The sequence below is a fragment of the Amphritea atlantica genome, from assembly GCF_900111095.1.
Taxonomy (GTDB): domain Bacteria; phylum Pseudomonadota; class Gammaproteobacteria; order Pseudomonadales; family Balneatricaceae; genus Amphritea; species Amphritea atlantica.
In genome coordinates this window covers 26,328-43,233 of sequence record NZ_FOGB01000003.1, presented here as the reverse complement: position 1 = coordinate 43,233, position 16,906 = coordinate 26,328, and the positions used below count along the sequence as shown (strand labels likewise).

At 49.5% G+C, this 16,906-nt stretch carries 11 protein-coding genes; 8 read left to right on the top strand and 3 right to left on the bottom strand.

Features of this window, described 5'->3' with window-relative positions; all coding sequences use genetic code 11:
* The first annotated feature begins 154 nt into the window (after nt 1–154).
* The gene (locus tag BMY09_RS06075; protein ID WP_091355382.1) at nt 155–1,009 is read left to right on the top strand and encodes a PA4780 family RIO1-like protein kinase; all 855 of its coding nucleotides are present in this window, start codon (nt 155–157) and stop codon (nt 1,007–1,009) included.
* 108 nt (nt 1,010–1,117) lie between these two features.
* Here BMY09_RS06075 and acnA read toward each other — a convergent pair whose 3' ends face one another.
* Nucleotides 1,118–3,835, bottom strand: a complete 2,718-nt coding sequence (gene acnA / locus BMY09_RS06070) for an aconitate hydratase AcnA (RefSeq protein WP_091355380.1) — start codon at nt 3,833–3,835, stop codon at nt 1,118–1,120.
* Nucleotides 3,836–4,586: 751 nt separating this feature from the next.
* Here acnA and BMY09_RS06065 point away from each other — a divergent pair.
* A complete protein-coding gene (locus BMY09_RS06065; RefSeq protein WP_091355378.1) occupies nt 4,587–7,382 on the top strand; it encodes a bifunctional aconitate hydratase 2/2-methylisocitrate dehydratase in 2,796 nt (931 codons plus the stop codon).
* Between the two features lie 469 nt (nt 7,383–7,851).
* Here BMY09_RS06065 and acnB read toward each other — a convergent pair whose 3' ends face one another.
* The gene (gene acnB / locus BMY09_RS06060; protein WP_091355376.1) at nt 7,852–10,446 is read right to left on the bottom strand and encodes a bifunctional aconitate hydratase 2/2-methylisocitrate dehydratase; all 2,595 of its coding nucleotides are present in this window, start codon (nt 10,444–10,446) and stop codon (nt 7,852–7,854) included.
* 444 nt (nt 10,447–10,890) lie between these two features.
* Here acnB and BMY09_RS06055 point away from each other — a divergent pair, with 444 nt between their 5' ends.
* From BMY09_RS06055 to BMY09_RS06030, 6 genes are all read left to right on the top strand, one after another.
* The gene (locus tag BMY09_RS06055) at nt 10,891–11,343 is read left to right on the top strand and encodes a hypothetical protein (RefSeq protein ID WP_091355373.1); all 453 of its coding nucleotides are present in this window, start codon (nt 10,891–10,893) and stop codon (nt 11,341–11,343) included.
* Between the two features lie 41 nt (nt 11,344–11,384).
* On the top strand, nt 11,385–12,671 hold the full coding sequence (locus tag BMY09_RS06050; protein ID WP_091355371.1) for a hypothetical protein: 1,287 nt from the start codon (nt 11,385–11,387) through the stop codon (nt 12,669–12,671).
* A gap of 89 nt (nt 12,672–12,760) precedes the next feature.
* Nucleotides 12,761–13,396: a hypothetical protein gene (locus BMY09_RS06045; protein ID WP_091356224.1), complete on the top strand. Its 636-nt coding sequence runs from the start codon at nt 12,761–12,763 to the stop codon at nt 13,394–13,396.
* Nucleotides 13,397–13,449: 53 nt separating this feature from the next.
* Nucleotides 13,450–13,812 carry a roadblock/LC7 domain-containing protein gene (locus BMY09_RS06040; RefSeq protein WP_019622314.1) on the top strand — a complete coding sequence of 121 codons (363 nt, stop codon included), beginning with the start codon at nt 13,450–13,452 and terminating at the stop codon, nt 13,810–13,812.
* Between the two features lie 79 nt (nt 13,813–13,891).
* Nucleotides 13,892–14,362, top strand: a complete 471-nt coding sequence (locus tag BMY09_RS06035; RefSeq protein ID WP_091355369.1) for a PAS domain-containing protein — start codon at nt 13,892–13,894, stop codon at nt 14,360–14,362.
* Between the two features lie 5 nt (nt 14,363–14,367).
* The gene (locus BMY09_RS06030) at nt 14,368–15,114 is read left to right on the top strand and encodes a phosphate/phosphite/phosphonate ABC transporter substrate-binding protein (protein WP_091355367.1); all 747 of its coding nucleotides are present in this window, start codon (nt 14,368–14,370) and stop codon (nt 15,112–15,114) included.
* Nucleotides 15,115–15,183: 69 nt separating this feature from the next.
* On the opposite strand, the gene BMY09_RS06025 is transcribed toward BMY09_RS06030, so the two are convergent.
* On the bottom strand, nt 15,184–16,821 hold the full coding sequence (locus tag BMY09_RS06025; protein WP_091355365.1) for a methyl-accepting chemotaxis protein: 1,638 nt from the start codon (nt 16,819–16,821) through the stop codon (nt 15,184–15,186).
* Nucleotides 16,822–16,906: the final 85 nt, after the last annotated feature.

Here is a 16,906-nt window from a genome sequence, read left to right as displayed (position 1 = left end):
TTAAAAAGCCCGCAAATGTTGCGGGCTTTTTTGTGGGTTAATGATCCGTATGGGAGAAACGGATTCAGGCTAAAAAAAAATTTAAAAGTGTTAGTATTGCCTTCTTAGTTTCGCCACTGTCGGCTAAAACAGGTTTTTTACATTACAGGTATGCATGAAAGCACCAAAATCTCTTCTGCCGCTGATCGATGAAGGCTTGATCGACGAGGTTATCAGCCGGCTTATGAGCGGCAAAGAAGCCGATATCTATATCGTCAGCTGCTCCGGTCAGATTCGATGCGCCAAGGTTTATAAAGACGCGGTGAAGCGAAGCTTTAAAAATGCTGCGCAATACCAGGAGGGGCGCAAGGTCCGTAGTGGCCGGCGTGCCCGGGCGATGGAAAAAAACTCGGCTTATGGTCGAAAACAGCAGGAAGAGATCTGGCAAAACGCTGAAGTCGATGCGCTGGCAAGATTGTATCGGGCTGGCGTTCGGGTGCCGGAAACCTTTGGTTGTATCGACGGCGTGTTATTGATGGAGCTGGTGGTCGATGATGAGGGAGATGTAGCACCGCGTCTTGGTGATGTACTGCTTACAGAAGAGCAGGCCGTTGAAGATTATGCAGTGATGATGCACTACATAAAGCTGATGCTGTGTGAGGGGATTGTGCATGGTGATCTGTCAGAATTTAATGTGCTGGTGGATGAGTACGGTCCGGTCGTGATTGATCTGCCCCAGGCAGTTGATGCCTCAGCGAATAACAGTGCAAGGTCAATGTTATTGCGTGATGTTACTAATATGACCCGTTACTATTCCCAGTTTGCCCCGGTACTGAGTCTGTCCCGCTTTGGTGAAGAGATGTGGGCGCTGTACGAAGAGGGGGAACTGAAGCCTGAAACTGAGCTGACCGGCCTCTATGACGGTGATGCCGATAGTGCTGATGTTGACTCTGTATTGGAAGAGATCAAAGCAGTTATGCAGGAAGAGCGTGAGCGGCAGGAACGCCTTAAAGAGGCTGAGGAAATTTAATTTTCGTTAAGCCGTTTCCGGCAGATCAGCCCTCTACAGGCTGTTACTGAAATAAAAACCCGCATGATGCGGGTTTTTTAGTCAGTATCTTTCGCTTACGCTGTTCTGCTAAGCATTCGCGGCAATAATGTCGCGTAACACCATCGGCAGAATGCCTTTATGACGTATCTGATCCAGCTCTGATGAGGTATCGATACGTGACAGCAGCTCGATCTGCTGGGATGAGCCATCCGCTCGGTGAATCGTCAGTTCTACAGAGCCTCTGGGCTCAAGTGTATCAATACCATTCAGGTCAAAGGTTTCTGATCCATCCAGATTAAGAGAGGCCCGTGTGACCCCTTGCGGCAATTGCAGCGGTAAAACCCCCATTCCCACCAGATTGGATTTGTGAATACGCTCAAAGCTTTCTGCAATGATCGCTCTGACACCCAGCAGCGCTGGCCCTTTTGCGGCCCAGTCCCGTGATGATCCGGTGCCATACAGTTTGCCGCCAAAGACAACGGTGGAGGTGCCTTCTTCACGGTAACGCGCAGCGGCATCGTAAATAGACATCTGTGCAGGTTCACCTTCAGACGGGTGGTAACGGGTTACCGCGCCAGTGGTGCCTGGCAGCATCAGGTTTCTGGCTTTATTGTTGCCAAAAATACTGCGTAGCATGACATGGTGGTTGCCCCGGCGTGCCCCAAGCGATGTCAGATCGCCCTCTGCAACGCCTTGTGAGATCAGGTATTCACCCGGAGGGGAGTCTGGACGTATCCGGCTTACCGGTGAAATATGGTCAGTGGTGGTATTGTCATCACACATCACCAGCATGCGCGCCCCGGCGATATTGTTTAACGCATCTTGTGGCGTTTCCAGTGAGAAACCGTCGAAGAACGAGATCTCCTGGATGTAGGTTGAATCTGGATCCCAGTCATAAACAGGGCCTGTCGGAGAGGCCAGGTTCTGCCAGGTATCAGGGCCGTCGAGGGCGTTCTCATAGGTTTCTCTGAAGGCTTTCGGATCCATACACGCATGCATCGTCTGAGTAATTTCAGCGTTGCTCGGCCAGATATCTTTAAGGAAAACATCCTTTCCGCTGGCATCCTGACCAATGGGCTGAGTAGTGACGTCAATATTCACGTTACCCGCAATAGCCATGGCAACCACCAGCGGTGGTGACATGAGGAAGTTGGTATCAACATCCGGATGAACCCGGCCTTCAAAGTTCCGGTTACCGGATAAAACAGAGGCTGCGATAATATCGTGGTTTTGCAACGCTTCTTCAATGCTGGGTGCCAGAGGGCCGGAATTACCGACGCAGGTTGTACACCCATAACCAGCGGTATTAAAACCCAGTGCATCCAGATGCTGTTGTAGTCCCGCCTTGGTTAAAAAGTCGGTGGCAACCGGTGATCCCGGTGCCAGAGATGTTTTAACGCCATCAGGTACTTTCATTCCCAGCTCATTCGCTTTCTTAGCAAGAAGACCTGCTGCAATTAATAAGCCGGGGTTAGATGTATTGGTGCAGGCTGTAATCGCTGCAATCACGATATCGCCGTCTTTTAACTCCCTTTCCGGTAACGGTGCGAAAATACCGGCTTCGTCTGCTTTCATTGGCGTCACATTAACGACTTCAGGTTTGCGATCTCCTTCGGTTGCCGCTTTCCTGAAAACGTTGCCAAGCTCAGCCAGCGGTAACCTGTCCTGAGGCCTTTTGGGGCCGGCGACAGAGGGTTCAACCGTGGCCAGATCAAGCTGAAGAAGATCGGTATAGCGTGGCAGCGGCTGGCCTGGCGTCCAGGCCATATTTTGTGCTTTATAGAATGCGAGTGGCAGATCACCATCCCTGCCGGTTGCTCTCAGGTAGTCGGCTGAGATCTCATCAAATGGGAAGAAGCCCATGGTTGCACCATATTCAGGTGACATATTGGCGATGGTAGCGCGGTCAGGCAGGGACAGATTGGCGCAACCCTCACCGATGTATTCAACAAATTTACCCACAACACCGCCCGGATAGTTTCTCAACATCTCCGTGATGGTCAGTACCAGATCTGTTGCGGTAACACCCTCTCTCAGTGCGCCTGTGAGCTCAACACCGACCACTTCAGGAGCCAGCATCTGCATCGGCTGGCCCAGCATAGAGGCACCGGCTTCAATACCGCCAACCCCCCAGCCCACAATACCTAAAGCATTGGCCATTGGCGTATGGCTGTCCATACCAATGAGGGTGTCAGGGACCATCAGTCCATTGATGTTGAGATAGCCCTGTGCCAGATATTCCAGGTTAACCTGATGCACAATGCCGGTTTGTGGGGGAATGATCCTGATCGTTTCAAATGCCTGCGCACCCCATTTCAAAAAGGCATAGCGCTCTTTGTTTCTGGCTGCTTCCAGCTCCCCATTAATTCTGAGAGAAGCGGGACTGCCTGTGTTGTCCATTGTCACCGTGTGATCGATAACCAGATCTGCGCGTACCAATGGCTCGATGATGGCCGGATCCATACCCATCCGCTGAACCGCTGAGCGCATAGCAGCAAAATCCACAATGGCTGGCGTGCCACTCAGGTCGTGCATAATGACGCGACCTGCCGTGAAAGGAATTTCGATCGGCTGCTTACCCTGATGTTCAGTCCAGCCTCCAAGCGCCTGAACCTGCTCAGCGGTTATGCCGTTCTGGCCAACATTCCGGGCGATACCTTCCAGGATGGGGCGAAGAGAGAAGGGTAGTTCATCAAGCTTTATACCAAAGCGCGCAGCGGTATCTGGCAGGCTATGGTAGCGGTGCGCTGTTCCGGGGAGGGTTTTAATGGAACGGGATGGATCAAAATCGATAGGACTTGTCATATTCTATTCCTCTCGCAGATGGGATGCTGCTGAACCTATAAGCTGTTTGCACGAGCCCCGGTCATTGGTGGAGTCGCCCGATCTCCCTGCTTCGTCATATATTCAGCTGTCAAACGAACCGCTATCACCTGCAACATAAATTATTACATTGTTAAGATTGTCGACAATGTTATCGGATAGATAGCTTAAAGCAAGGCTGCTGGCGCTATTTTCGTCTATATTTCATACAATCTACGACTATTTGCTAGTGTGCATAGACTGTTTTGACCTTTTTCAAGTGCTGCCGGACGGGGTTTGTGCAATGCAGAATGGCAGAGGGGGCTAGTCAAAAGAATAAATGAAGGGTCTGGGACAGAATCAGCATATGAAGCCACCGGGCTGCTAAACTGAAGCCAGTAAGAGGCGAGGGGATGGTTCTGACCGATCGATTAAATCACTATGGACACGAGCATCCGTCAAACAGCTGTGTCATAAATAACGACTGACTTATATTGGTCAACCTGAAATTAAGCATCCTTCCTGAATGATTACTGTTTTTCAGCAAAGGAGCAGCTATCCCAAATTTGCAAAAACATGTAGATCTACAACCAATGTATACCATCAGGAACAGATTGATTTTGTTGCCATTTATTTTATTTATACCGACTATAAGCGCAATTTAAACTGTTTTCATTGAGCTGTTTGTTGCTTTTTCCTTATAATCTGCCGCAGATTCATAATTAGAATTAACTGAGACGAGACGCTTTACGCTATGAGTTACTATTCTGACTACCTAGAAGAAATTGAGGTTCGTAAAAAGGACCTTGGCCTGAATCCCAAACCGATTGATAGCGCAGAGCTACTTTCTGAAATCATTGCCCAGATTAAAGACACTGGTAATGAGCATCGCGAAGCATCTTTGAACTTCTTCATCTACAACACGCTGCCTGGTACGACTCCAGCGGCTGGCGTTAAAGCCGCTTTCCTGAAAGATATCGCTCTGGGTAAAGAAACGGTTGCCGAAATATCTCCTGAGTTTGCTCTTGAGCAGCTATCTCACATGAAAGGTGGGCCATCTGTTGCAGCGCTGCTGGATATCGCGCTGTCTGACGACGCTCAGGCTGCTGCTGCAGGTGAGGTTCTGAAATCTCAGGTATTCCTGTACGATGCTGACTACACTCGTTTGGCTGATGCTTACAAAGCGGGCAATGCGATCGCTAAAGATATCCTGGAAAGCTACTCAAAAGCTGAGTTCTTCACCAAGCTGGATGATATTCCAGAGAAGATCAAAGTGGTTACCTACATTGCTGCTGAGGGTGATATCTCCACTGACTTACTCTCTCCGGGTAATCAGTCTCACTCCCGTGCTGACCGCGAACTGCATGGCCTGTGCATGATCTCGCCACAAGCTCAGCAGGAGATCGTTGAGCTGGGTAAGCAACACCCTGACGCCAAAGTGATGCTGATTGCTGAAAAAGGCACCATGGGGGTAGGTTCTTCCCGTATGTCAGGTGTTAACAACGTGGCACTGTGGGCCGGTGAAAAAACCTCTCCATACATCCCATTCATCAACAATCGTCCGGTCGTTGCTGGTACTAATGGTATTGCGCCTATCTTCCTGACTACGGTTGGTGTAACCGGCGGTATCGGTCTGGACCTGAAAAACTGGGTTAAGAAAACTGACGCAAACGGCGAAGTTGTTCGTGACGAAAACGGTGATCCTGTACTGGAAGAAGCATACTCTGTTGCAACGGGTACGGTTCTGACCATCGATACTAAAGCGAAGAAGCTCTACAACGGCGACCAGGAGCTGGTTGACGTAGCCGACGCTTTCACGCCGCAAAAAGTTGAATTCATGAAAGCGGGTGGTTCTTACGCGGTAACCTTCGGTAAGAAACTGCAAACGTTCGCTGCTGAAACGCTGGGCGTTGAAGCGCCAGCGGTTTACGCGCCATCTAAAGAGATCTCTCACGAAGGCCAGGGTCTGACTGCGGTTGAGAAAATCTTTAACCGTAATGCTGTTGGTGTTACTTCTAAGACGCCTCTGCACACAGGTTCTGATGTTCGCGTGAAAGTGAACATCGTCGGTTCTCAGGACACTACAGGTCCTATGACTTGTCAGGAACTGGAAGCGATGGCTGCTTCTACTATCTCTCCAAGTGTTGATGGTGCCTTCCAGTCTGGTTGTCACACCGCATCTGTTTGGGATAACAAAGCTAAAGCCAATACACCTAAGCTGATGGCGTTCATGAACGCATTCGGTGTAATCACAGCACGTGACCCGAAAGGCGTTTACCACTCAATGACTGACGTTATTCACAAAGTACTGAATGACATCACCGTTGACGACCGGGCAATCATCATTGGTGGTGATTCCCACACCCGTATGTCTAAAGGTATCGCCTTCGGTGCTGACTCCGGTACTGTTGCAATCGCACTGGCGACAGGTGAGTCCGCTATGCCAATCCCTGAGTCTGTGAAGGTAACCTTCAAAGGCTCTATGAAGCCTCACATGGATTTCCGCGACATCGTACACGCCACTCAGGCGCAGATGCTGAAGAAGTTCGGTGGTGAAAACGTATTCCAGGGACGTGTCATTGAAGTACAGATCGGTACTCTGCTGGCTGACCAGGCGTTCACGTTCACTGACTGGACTGCAGAGATGAAAGCGAAAGCGTCTATCTGTATCTCCACTGACGAAACGCTGATCCAGTCTCTGGAACTGGCTAAGTCCCGTATCCAGATCATGATCGACAAAGGTATGGATAACGCAGCGGGCATGCTGCAAGGCCTGATCGACCTGGCTGACAAGCGTATCGCGGAAGTTAAATCTGGCGAAGCACCTGCACTGGCTCCGGACGATAACGCTAAGTACTACGCTGAGCTGGTTGTTGATCTTGACGCAATCGATGAGCCAATGATTGCTGACCCGGACGTAAACAACGAAGATATCTCCAAGCGTTACACCCATGATGTGATCCGTCCCGCTTCTTACTATGATGGACGTAAGGTAGATCTGGGCTTCATTGGTTCCTGTATGGTCCACAAAGGCGATATGCAGATCATCGCTGCGATGTTGCGTAACCTGGAGAAGAAAGGTCCGATCACCTTTAACGCGCCACTGGTTGTTGCTCCACCAACGTACAACATCGTTGATGAGCTGAAAGCGGAAGGTGACTGGGATGTTCTCGCGAAATACGCTGGCTTCACTTTTGATGATGAACATCCAAAAGAAAAGGCACGTACTCAGTATGAAAACATTCTCTACTTAGAGCGTCCTGGATGTAACCTGTGCATGGGTAACCAGGAAAAAGCAGCGCCTGGTGATACTGTACTGGCCACTTCTACCCGTCTGTTCCAGGGCCGGGTTGTAGAAGATAGTTCAGAGAAGAAAGGTGAGTCTCTGCTGGGGTCAACGCCAATGGTTGTTCTGTCTACTATCCTGGGTCGCTTCCCGACTCTGGAAGAGTACAAAGAAGCCGTTGAAGGTATCAACCTGACCTCTTTCGTTCCACCGAGTCAGGACCTGAGCGTAGCGCATACTGCTATCCCGGCTGTTCGTCTTTAATCACAAATCATGTGACTAACAAAAAGCCCTGATCCTTCAGGGCTTTTTTTATGCTTGCGGTTTAGTTTTCATTCTGACCTCAGAGAGACCCGCGTTTGGTTAGCTGAGATTTTGCCAAATGTAGCGTGCCAAAAACCTGAACGCCCGGCGTTTCAGAAAACAGCCCTATAACTGACAGGTGGAGACCTGATACTTGACGCTGAAAAGTATCAGGGAAATGTTTTACCACAGAGGGCATGGAGAAACGCTATTTATAAGGTTTTCTCTGTGCTCTCCGTGTCCTCTTTGGCGGGGTTATTTCAGGCTGTTATATCGCTCCACAGCATATCGAATATGCTGGCATCCTTTGATAAAGTGCGATGAAGCAAAAAAAATCCGATGCTGATATCAACATCGGATTTTCTGTCAAACCCTTCTATCGCTCTGATGCTTAAGTAAGCATTAGTGGTCTTATCGGGTTATCTAACGATTACGCCGTGGCGATCACGTTAGATGCTTTGTCGATATAAGAGTCGATCTGATCGAAGTTCAGGTAGCGGTAAACATCGGCAGACATGCTATCGATCTTAGTCGCGTAATCCATATACTCCTGAACAGTCGGGATCTTACCAATTAGTGCTGCTACCGCGGCCAGTTCGGCAGAGGACAGGAAGACGTTAGCACCGGTACCCAGGCGGTTGGGGAAGTTTCGGGTGGAGGTGGACACAACCGTGGTGTTATCTCCGACACGGGCCTGGTTACCCATACACAGTGAACAGCCCGGCATCTCGATGCGTGCACCCGCTTTACCGAAGATGTTGTAGTAACCCTCTTCGGTCAGCTGAGCGGCATCCATCTTGGTTGGTGGTGCGATCCACATACGGGTTGGGATAGATGCACCAGAGGCTTCCAGCAGCTTACCAGCGGCGCGGAAGTGGCCGATGTTGGTCATGCAGGAACCGATGAATACTTCATCGATGTGGGTGCCGGCAACTTCCGACAGCAACTTAACGTCATCAGGGTCGTTCGGGCAGGCCAGGATGGGCTCTTTAACATCTTCCAGATCGATTTCGATTACGGCAGCATAGTCTGCGTCAGCATCGCCTTCCATCAGTTCAGGGTTAGCCAGCCACTCCTCCATGCCCTTGATACGGCGCTCAATTGTGCGTGGGTCGCCGTAACCCTCAGCAATCATCCACTTCAGCATGGTGATGTTGGAGTTGAGGTACTCTTTAATCGGCTCAGCATCCAGCTTGATAGAACATGCCGCTGCGGAGCGTTCAGCTGCGGAGTCAGACAGTTCGAACGCCTGTTCAACCTTCAGGTCCGGAAGACCTTCAATCTCAAGAATACGACCGGAGAAGATGTTTTTCTTACCTGATTTAGCAACTGTCAGCAGGCCCTGTTTGATCGCGTAATAGGGGATCGCGTTAACCAGATCGCGCAGGGTGATGCCTGGCTGCAGTTTAGTGCCCTTGAAGCGCACCAGAACCGATTCAGGCATATCCAGAGGCATAACACCGGTCGCAGCTGCGAAGGCTACCAGACCAGAACCTGCCGGGAATGAGATGCCAATCGGGAAGCGGGTGTGAGAGTCTCCGCCGGTACCAACAGTATCAGGCAGCAGCATACGGTTCAGCCAGGAGTGGATGACACCGTCACCTGGACGCAGGGATACGCCGCCGCGGTTCATGATGAAGTCTGGCAGAGTGTGATGCGTTTGTACGTCAACGGGTTTAGGGTAAGCCGCTGTGTGACAGAAAGACTGCATGGTCAGGTCGGCAGAGAAGCCAAGGCATGCCAGATCTTTCAGTTCGTCACGGGTCATCGGACCGGTCGTGTCCTGAGAGCCTACAGTGGTCATCTTAGGTTCGCAGTATGTGCCGGGGCGAACACCTTCGACGCCACAGGCTTTACCCACCATCTTCTGAGCCAGAGAGTAGCCTTTACCGGTATCGGCAGGCTGTTCAGGTTTGCGGAACAGATCAACCGGACCCAGGCTAAGCGCCTCCCGGGCACGATCAGTCAGACCCCGGCCAATGATCAGCGGGATACGACCACCGGCACGAACCTCGTCCAGCAGTACCTGTGTTTTCAGTGCGAATTCACACAGTGTTTCGCCGGTTTCAGCATTGACTGCTTTGCCTTCATAGGGATAGATGTCTACGACATCGCCCATATTCATCTTGTCTACATCCATTTCGATCGGCAGTGCTCCTGCATCTTCCATGGTGTTGAAGAAGATAGGAGCGATCTTGCCGCCGAAGCAGTAACCGCCAGCGCGCTTGTTGGGTACATGTGGAATATCGTCACCGAAGAACCACAGTACCGAGTTGGTAGCAGATTTACGCGAAGAGCCGGTACCCACTACGTCACCTACGTAGGCAACCGGGTAGCCCTTTGCTTTTACCTCTTCAATCTGCTTCAGCGGACCAACAGAGCCTGGCTGAACGGGTTCGATACCTTCACGCTCCATTTTCAGCATCGCATTGGCGTGCAATGGGATATCCGGCCGGGTGAAGGCATCGGGAGCAGGGGACAGGTCGTCTGTATTCGTTTCACCGGGTACTTTAAATACGGTAACGGTGATCTTCTCGGGTAGTTCAGGCTTAGAGGTAAACCATTCGCCAGCTGCCCAGGACTCCAGAACCTGTTTCGCAAACGTGTTGCCTGCGTCAGCTTTATCTTTCACATCATGGAATGCGTCAAACATCAGCAGTGTATGGGACAGAGCTTTTACAGCAGTCGGCGCAAGATCATCGTCATCAAGTGCAGCGATCAGTGGCTGGATGTTATATCCACCCAGCATGGTGCCGAGTAGTTGAACGGCTTTAACCCTGTCAATCAGTGGCGATTCGGCTTCACCTTTTGCGATAGCAGCCAGAAAACCAGCTTTAACATAGGCTGCCTGGTCAACACCCGCAGGTACACGGTTTTCCAACAGGTCAAGGATAAATGCTTCTTCGCCAGCAGGTGGGTTTTTTAATAAGTCAACCAGCGCTGCAGTCTGATCTGCATCCAGTGGTTTTGCCGGCACGCCTTCCTGGGCGCGTTCTTCTACATGTTTACGGTAAGCTTCAAGCACGATATACCTCTCATCTGTTATCTCTGTCAGACAATATTGGTACGCGACTCTCTGACAGTTGGCCGGTAATCTTAGACGCCTAACTTAAGCCTGGCTTAACTAGCTTAAATTGGCGCATAAATTTTAGCCTAAATGTGCTCTAAAGTTAAGATTTGTAGGAAGTTTAACCGCTGATGCTTTTTATTTAGGTATAGTGAATAACTGGCTAAGTTAATGTATTCATAGTTAAAATAGCGGGTGAGATCTATGTGATGCAGATCAAGGTTATCTCTTGAGAATCACAAAAGGCTGAGCGATTTATGTATTATTCAACTTAAGTCACTAAAATGTGTACTTATCAATACCCAAGCACATGTATTTATATTAACGTTAGTTACTAGTTAGTCCGGTTGAGTGATCAACAGTTGTCGGATTCAGTAAATCTTAGTAGTAGAGGGCGGGCTTGTGAATTCACCAATTTGGGCGGCAGTTTCCGGCTGGGAACTGAATGCTGAGCTTGAAGGGCTAAATGCTCTTAACATTGAGACTCTTTTTACCGCATTAGAGGGTAAAGAGCTAATCTATGACGGGCCACACAAGTCTGTTTTATTGCATCATTTCAATCGTTTGGTAGCCTCCCGGCCCAATAACCTGCGTAATCAGGTGCAGCGGGTGTATCTGTCTATCTTATGCCATGATGAGGCTGAACTGACCGGTGCGCTGCTGGATCTGTCTCTGACCCTCGAAGGTAAAGGGCAGGCGTTGCGCAAAAGACTTTTGGAGCAGGGGGCCGATCTGATCAGAAAAGAGGATCTTGAACTGTTCCAGGAAGCTCTGGCAGATGGCGATAATTACAGATTGTTGCAATTAAACAAACAGAAATCTGTGCTTTGTAACGGTAGCTTTTCACTGCATTAGTCTCTATTTTAATTTCTCACTATAACGGGGTGGGCGTAGTTGTGGGGGTATCTCATATCAAGTTGAATAAGCGTGCTGCAAGCAATGTCATTAAGCTGGGAATCGTCGGCTTTGAGTTGCAATCGAAAACAGCGATGGATCTGTTCTTTATGCAGCACCGCAGTATGTACAGTCTGGTCTCGGCTGAGCATGCTGATGTTCTGATCATCGATATGGAACACCCGGCTGTAAAACCGGTTGTTGAGCAATATCGTAATAGCCGCCCAATTATTGCAGTTACTGCCACTGAGAATGAATTTCCCGGATTTGAGACGCTACGCAAACCCCTCGATGGTAAACGTCTGATTAAAGCGATCAACCAGGCAATTGAGTCTTTTGTTCCTGCTGATGGCGATCAGCAACCTGATAATCAGGTGCGCAATGAAGGTGAAAAAGCGTTTCAGGCGTATCAGAAACGCCTGGCTACGGGTCGCCAGGCAATGGCCGATTATAAAACCATCACCTCAGACCGTGATCAGAACTCTTCTGAAGTACGGCAGCGGTTTCAGCTTGATAACCAGCCCGCCCCGGTGAACCCGGAGAGTGAAGACGACGTTGTTAAGGTTGAGGCTGATACTGTTGCTCCTCCTAAGGCACAGGTTGAGTCAGCAGTGGCCGTGCCGGTTGGGCGTAAAGCTGCAGAAAAGAAACCCCAGGATGTCAAAGCCCGGCTTTCCTATCAGATGGTCTATGAATGTTGTGGCAACGCCCCTGATGTCAATATGTATGAACCGGATCAGCGGCGCAGGGTTTTCTTTAAAGAGGATTCTACCCTGCTGGCAATTTTGCAGCAGGCTATTGTTGAAGGCGAGGCGCAGAAGGTGCCGGTGGAAATTACCGGATTGCCCGGAACGCTGGCCTATATTCCTGAACATAAGAAGTTTCTTTTCGATTTCAGTGAAGACCTTCTGATTCCGCTTGCACTTACCCGGTTTGGTTATCAGGAGCTTACGCTGAAAGTGCGTCCGGATCTGGATCTCGAGCGTCCCAGTGTGACCGGATCAAAAGTTTTACTGGTGGAAAGTGATGAGATGATCTGGAAGCTGGCACTCTGGACATCGAAAGGGCGTCTTAACCGTAATATAGACCCGGAGCAACCCCATCGTCTGACTAAGGGGCTTGATTTTGAGCGTCTGCTGGCAATACCTCACGCAACTACGATCAGTAGTTTGTGGGGAAGGCATAGTCTGTCAGCGCTGGAAGTGGTTAAAGTCCTCAAGATTCACCAGCGTTATGTGTTTTCATTTATGACTGCCGCCTACGCCCTGGGAGCGTTCCGGTCGAAATAAGCAGCAGTTGATGGCCCTTAATTTCTTCTGTAGTAATGTGGCAATTCAGGGATTTAGTAACTAATAAAAATGTAGCCGGAGATATGTTGGTGGGAGATTACAATCAGGACTCCATTCGTTATATCGCTATCACCCCTAGCGGAGCTTACTTTGCCACATTAAATTCAGCCCCGGATGACGCGAGGGCGATGTTGTTGCAGTTGCTCTCTACTGATTTTGAATTGCTCTACTCGCTGGAACTGGTGGCTGAGCTGGCTGATCTGGATGAGACCCAGGCAATGGGCTTATTCCAGCAGTTACTCGACCGGGGGTTTGTTGCACTATCTGAATCACCTCCTGAGATTAAGCGGGGTCCGCTTGAGGATATTCTGCCCGACCTTCTGCAGCAGATATCTGATAGTGGTAAGGCGCTGTTGGCAGATGACCAGGGTTTTTGCCTTTCTTCAACGGGGTATTCTGCTGAACAATCAGAAAACCTGGCGGCACTGGCCGCAGATCTGCTCTCTTTGCAGGAACGTCATAAACATATTCTGACCAGCGATCTGGAAGTAGCCGGAGACTCCTGGGGCATCATGAACGCGGCAGGGCAAAGCCAGCTGGGTTTTTGGGTGATCTATATCGGTCATCAACGCTTCACGCTGGTGATATCTGATATGCCTAAACTGAATCAGCAGGCGTTTGCTGAAATACTGGCGAGCCTGGCTCGTCGATACCTTGATTACTAATTAATAGTTTTAATGAACTCCCATATAGGGAAAATAAATGGAAGGAGTGTTCTATGCGTTCTGAGATGCTGACCTCAATTTTGAGTGATCTCAACGGCACATCTGCTGATATCGAAGCCTCTGCGGTAATTTCTACAGATGGTCTGATGATTGCGGCGCTGCTGCCATCAAGTATGGATGAAGACCGCGTTGGTGCAATGAGTGCTGCCATGTTGTCTCTGGGGGAGCGTACTGCAAAAGAGCTTGCCCGGGGTGAACTTGAGCAGGTACTGGTCAAAGGGGACGAGGGCTATATCCTGATGACCCATGCGAATCAGGACTCAGTACTGACTGTTGTTGCTAAACCGAATGCTCGTCTGGGTCTTATATTCCTGGACGTTAAGCGTGCGGCAGAGGCGATCGGTAAGATCCTTTAATCGTAAACATCTGGCACCGGTTATGGATTAACAGCTATCAGGGAAGATGTGCGGTGCCTGAGCGAAGAAGGCTGTAAGTATGTCTGAGCAAGACACAGGAGAAGTACGTACCGTAGAAATAGCATATTTTGATGGTACGAAACGCACAGCAGATATTGTTGACCGGGAGGTTCCTTATCCTGATGGCAAGCTGATTGTGTCCAGAACCGATCCGCAAGGTATTATTACCCATGCGAATCAGGCATTTATAGATATGTCCGGTTACTCGGAAGATGAGCTGATCGGAACCAATCATTACATCTTACGACATCCCGATATGCCTGCAATTGCGTTTAAAGGGCTCTGGGATACTATAGAGCAGGGAACCAAGTGGCACGGTTATGTTAAAAATTTACGTAAAGACGGCGCCTATTACTGGGTAAAAGCGACCGTGATTCCGAACATCCGTAATGGCCAGTTGGTTGGTTATACCTCGGTTCGGCGTAAGCCTTCGCGCAGTAAAATTGTTGAGAGCGAAGCGTTGTACAAAACATTGTTGGCTGAGGAGTGATAAAGATGACATTTAATCTCACGGTCAGCCCTGATTTTGCCCCCGACCATATTTCAGGGTGGTATTTTTTCAACACCTGGCTGCAGCGTAAACTGGGTGTCGGTATTCATCTTGAACTGTATGATAGCTTTGATGCACAGCGCGAAGATATTCGTGCCGAAAAATTTGACCTGATTTATGCAAACCCTTACGACGCCTCTATGCTGGTGCGGGAGATGGGGTTTCAGGCGGTAGTGAAACCGGCCAGTAAGTCTGATGAAACGATTATTGCCGTTAACGCTGAATCTCCATTTCACACGGTAGAAGATCTTATCTCTGGCTGTCGTGTAGCAACCACAGATGACCCGGATGTACATACCATGGGTATGATCATGCTGGAGTCGGCGGATCTGGACAAAAACAATACTGAGATTAAGCAGCACAGCAGTTATGTTGTTGTAGCGAAAAATCTGTTAAACGGTGATGCGGATGCCGGTTTTTTCCTCAAAGATGCGTACGATGAGTTGTCTGAGCTGATCCGTTCAAAAATGCGTGTTCTGGTGAGTAGTCAGATCAGTGTAGTACATCACAGCTTGCTGGTGGGGCCGAGGATGGCGGAGCATATCCCTGCCATTCAGACCGCTTTGCTGACGATGCATGATGATGAGAAAGGTAAGGGAGTCCTCGAAAGTATGGATATCGAAACCTGGGAACCCATGGACTCAGAGCAGACTGAGTTTATGATAGACCTGATCGATACACTGATAGATTAACCGAAATTATCTCACTATAAAAAACGCCCCGGTCGAGGGCGTTTTTTTTTACCAGATCGTTTGTGCTGCTTAATGGCCGACTTTAAATCGCTTCATTTTTCCGTACAGATCACTGGCAACCTTTTTAAACGAGGTCGATATTGTCTGGGTGTTCTGGGTGAGTTCATTGGAAACCTGGTTCTGATCACTCAGGTGGGCCAGGTTTCGGTTGATCTCATCCGTCACCAGACTTTGCTCTTCGGTTGCAGAAGCGATCTGAATTGCCATGTCGTTTACCTGTGTGGCGGATGTTTCGATTTCACTCAGAAGGTCCTGAGTGCTTTCAACCAGTTCGACAGAGGAGTTTACCTGCTCAGAGCCTTCGCGAATTGAGCTGACAGCCTGATTCACCCCCGTTTGCAGCTTTTCTATCATCGCCTGTATCTCTTCGGTGGACGCCTGGGTTTTACTGGCCAGCGAACGAACCTCATCGGATACAACGGCAAACCCACGGCCATGATCGCCTGCTCTGGCGGCTTCTATTGCGGCATTCAGGGCAAGCAGGTTGGTTTGGTCGGCTATCCCTCTGATAACATCCAGCACTGAAGCGATATTTTCAGACTCTTTAGCCAGGTTGCCTATCACCTCTTCTGAATTGGTAACTGAGCGGGTCAGGCTCTGGAACTTAATCACCGAATCATTAATTATGTCCCTGCCTCTGTGGGAGATATCGACGGTTTTAGCGGTTTCTGAGGCTGTACGCTGAGCGTTTTCAGCGACGTCGCGGATGGCGGTACTAAACTCCTCCACCGCGGTTGCTATCATCTCGACCTCCTGGCTCTGCTCATTAACAATTTTCATGCTGCTGTCAGCCGATTGCTCCAGTTGAGCTGAACTGCTGTTCATTGACTCCGCCTGATGGCGGATGTCAGATATCAGTGTTTCAAGGTTGCTGACAAAAGTATCGAAAGTATCAGCTAACTCACCCAGTTCATCTTTCCGATCGGAGTTTATTCTGAGAGTCAGGTCGCCATCGCCCTCACTGATCTCCTGGATGCTTGTGGTAAGCCGGCGGATATTGGTGACCAGAAGTTTCGGTGTTAAGTAGGTGAGCGCGCCGGCAATAATCAGCACGATGAAAATGAAAACTCCCAGGCCAAAAGACACTGTCGAGATCTGTTGCTCCAGCCGGTCACGCTCGCGGATCGATTGTGCATCCAGCTCTTCACCTGCCAGATTGTATAGATTTCGGAGTTTTTTGAAGGCGGTTTGCGCCTCGCCATCGCTCAGGGCGCGTGCCTGGTCGGTATTACCGGTTTTTATAAGCGCCAGTACCCGATCCGCTTTTGCTTTCCAGTCACTGAAGCGCGTATCAAAAGCATCCAGTTTGCGGATGATGTCGGGGTATTCTGACATCAGCGCTTTGTACTTATTCATCCGATCCAGTGCCTGCTGAGCATTCTCATTAAAATCGTTGAGAATTTTATCGCTGGTATTGCCCAGCAGATATTCCAGCTCGGCTTCTCTGGCCTGGTACAGGTCTCTGTCTGCGTTAAGTATGCTTGAAATCGCCGGCAGGTAGTTCTGACCAAAGGTGTTTACACCTGATTTCATCTCATCTGTCAGAATTTTGCCGGATACTGCGATGATCAGGATCGCCAGGGTCAGTATGACCATCGCGATTGAAAGTTTGAATCGAATGCTTTGAAACGGGCTGGACTTCATCATTACTCAACCTGTAGTGGTTTGCTTGCTTGTTGAATGTAAAGCTCAGGCTATCGTGAAGATGACTTAAATCAATAAAAATAGGTCT

What these genes read in the sequence shown, in the direction of transcription:
- BMY09_RS06075 (WP_091355382.1), top strand. Translation starts at nt 155, where the DNA reads ATGAAAGCACCAAAATCTCTTCTGCCGCTGATCGATGAAGGCTTGATC.
- acnA (WP_091355380.1), bottom strand. Translation starts at nt 3,835, where the DNA reads ATGACAAGTCCTATCGATTTTGATCCATCCCGTTCCATTAAAACCCTC.
- BMY09_RS06065 (WP_091355378.1), top strand. Translation starts at nt 4,587, where the DNA reads ATGAGTTACTATTCTGACTACCTAGAAGAAATTGAGGTTCGTAAAAAG.
- BMY09_RS06040 (WP_019622314.1), top strand. Translation starts at nt 13,450, where the DNA reads ATGCGTTCTGAGATGCTGACCTCAATTTTGAGTGATCTCAACGGCACA.
- BMY09_RS06035 (WP_091355369.1), top strand. Translation starts at nt 13,892, where the DNA reads ATGTCTGAGCAAGACACAGGAGAAGTACGTACCGTAGAAATAGCATAT.
- BMY09_RS06030 (WP_091355367.1), top strand. Translation starts at nt 14,368, where the DNA reads ATGACATTTAATCTCACGGTCAGCCCTGATTTTGCCCCCGACCATATT.
- BMY09_RS06025 (WP_091355365.1), bottom strand. Translation starts at nt 16,821, where the DNA reads ATGATGAAGTCCAGCCCGTTTCAAAGCATTCGATTCAAACTTTCAATC.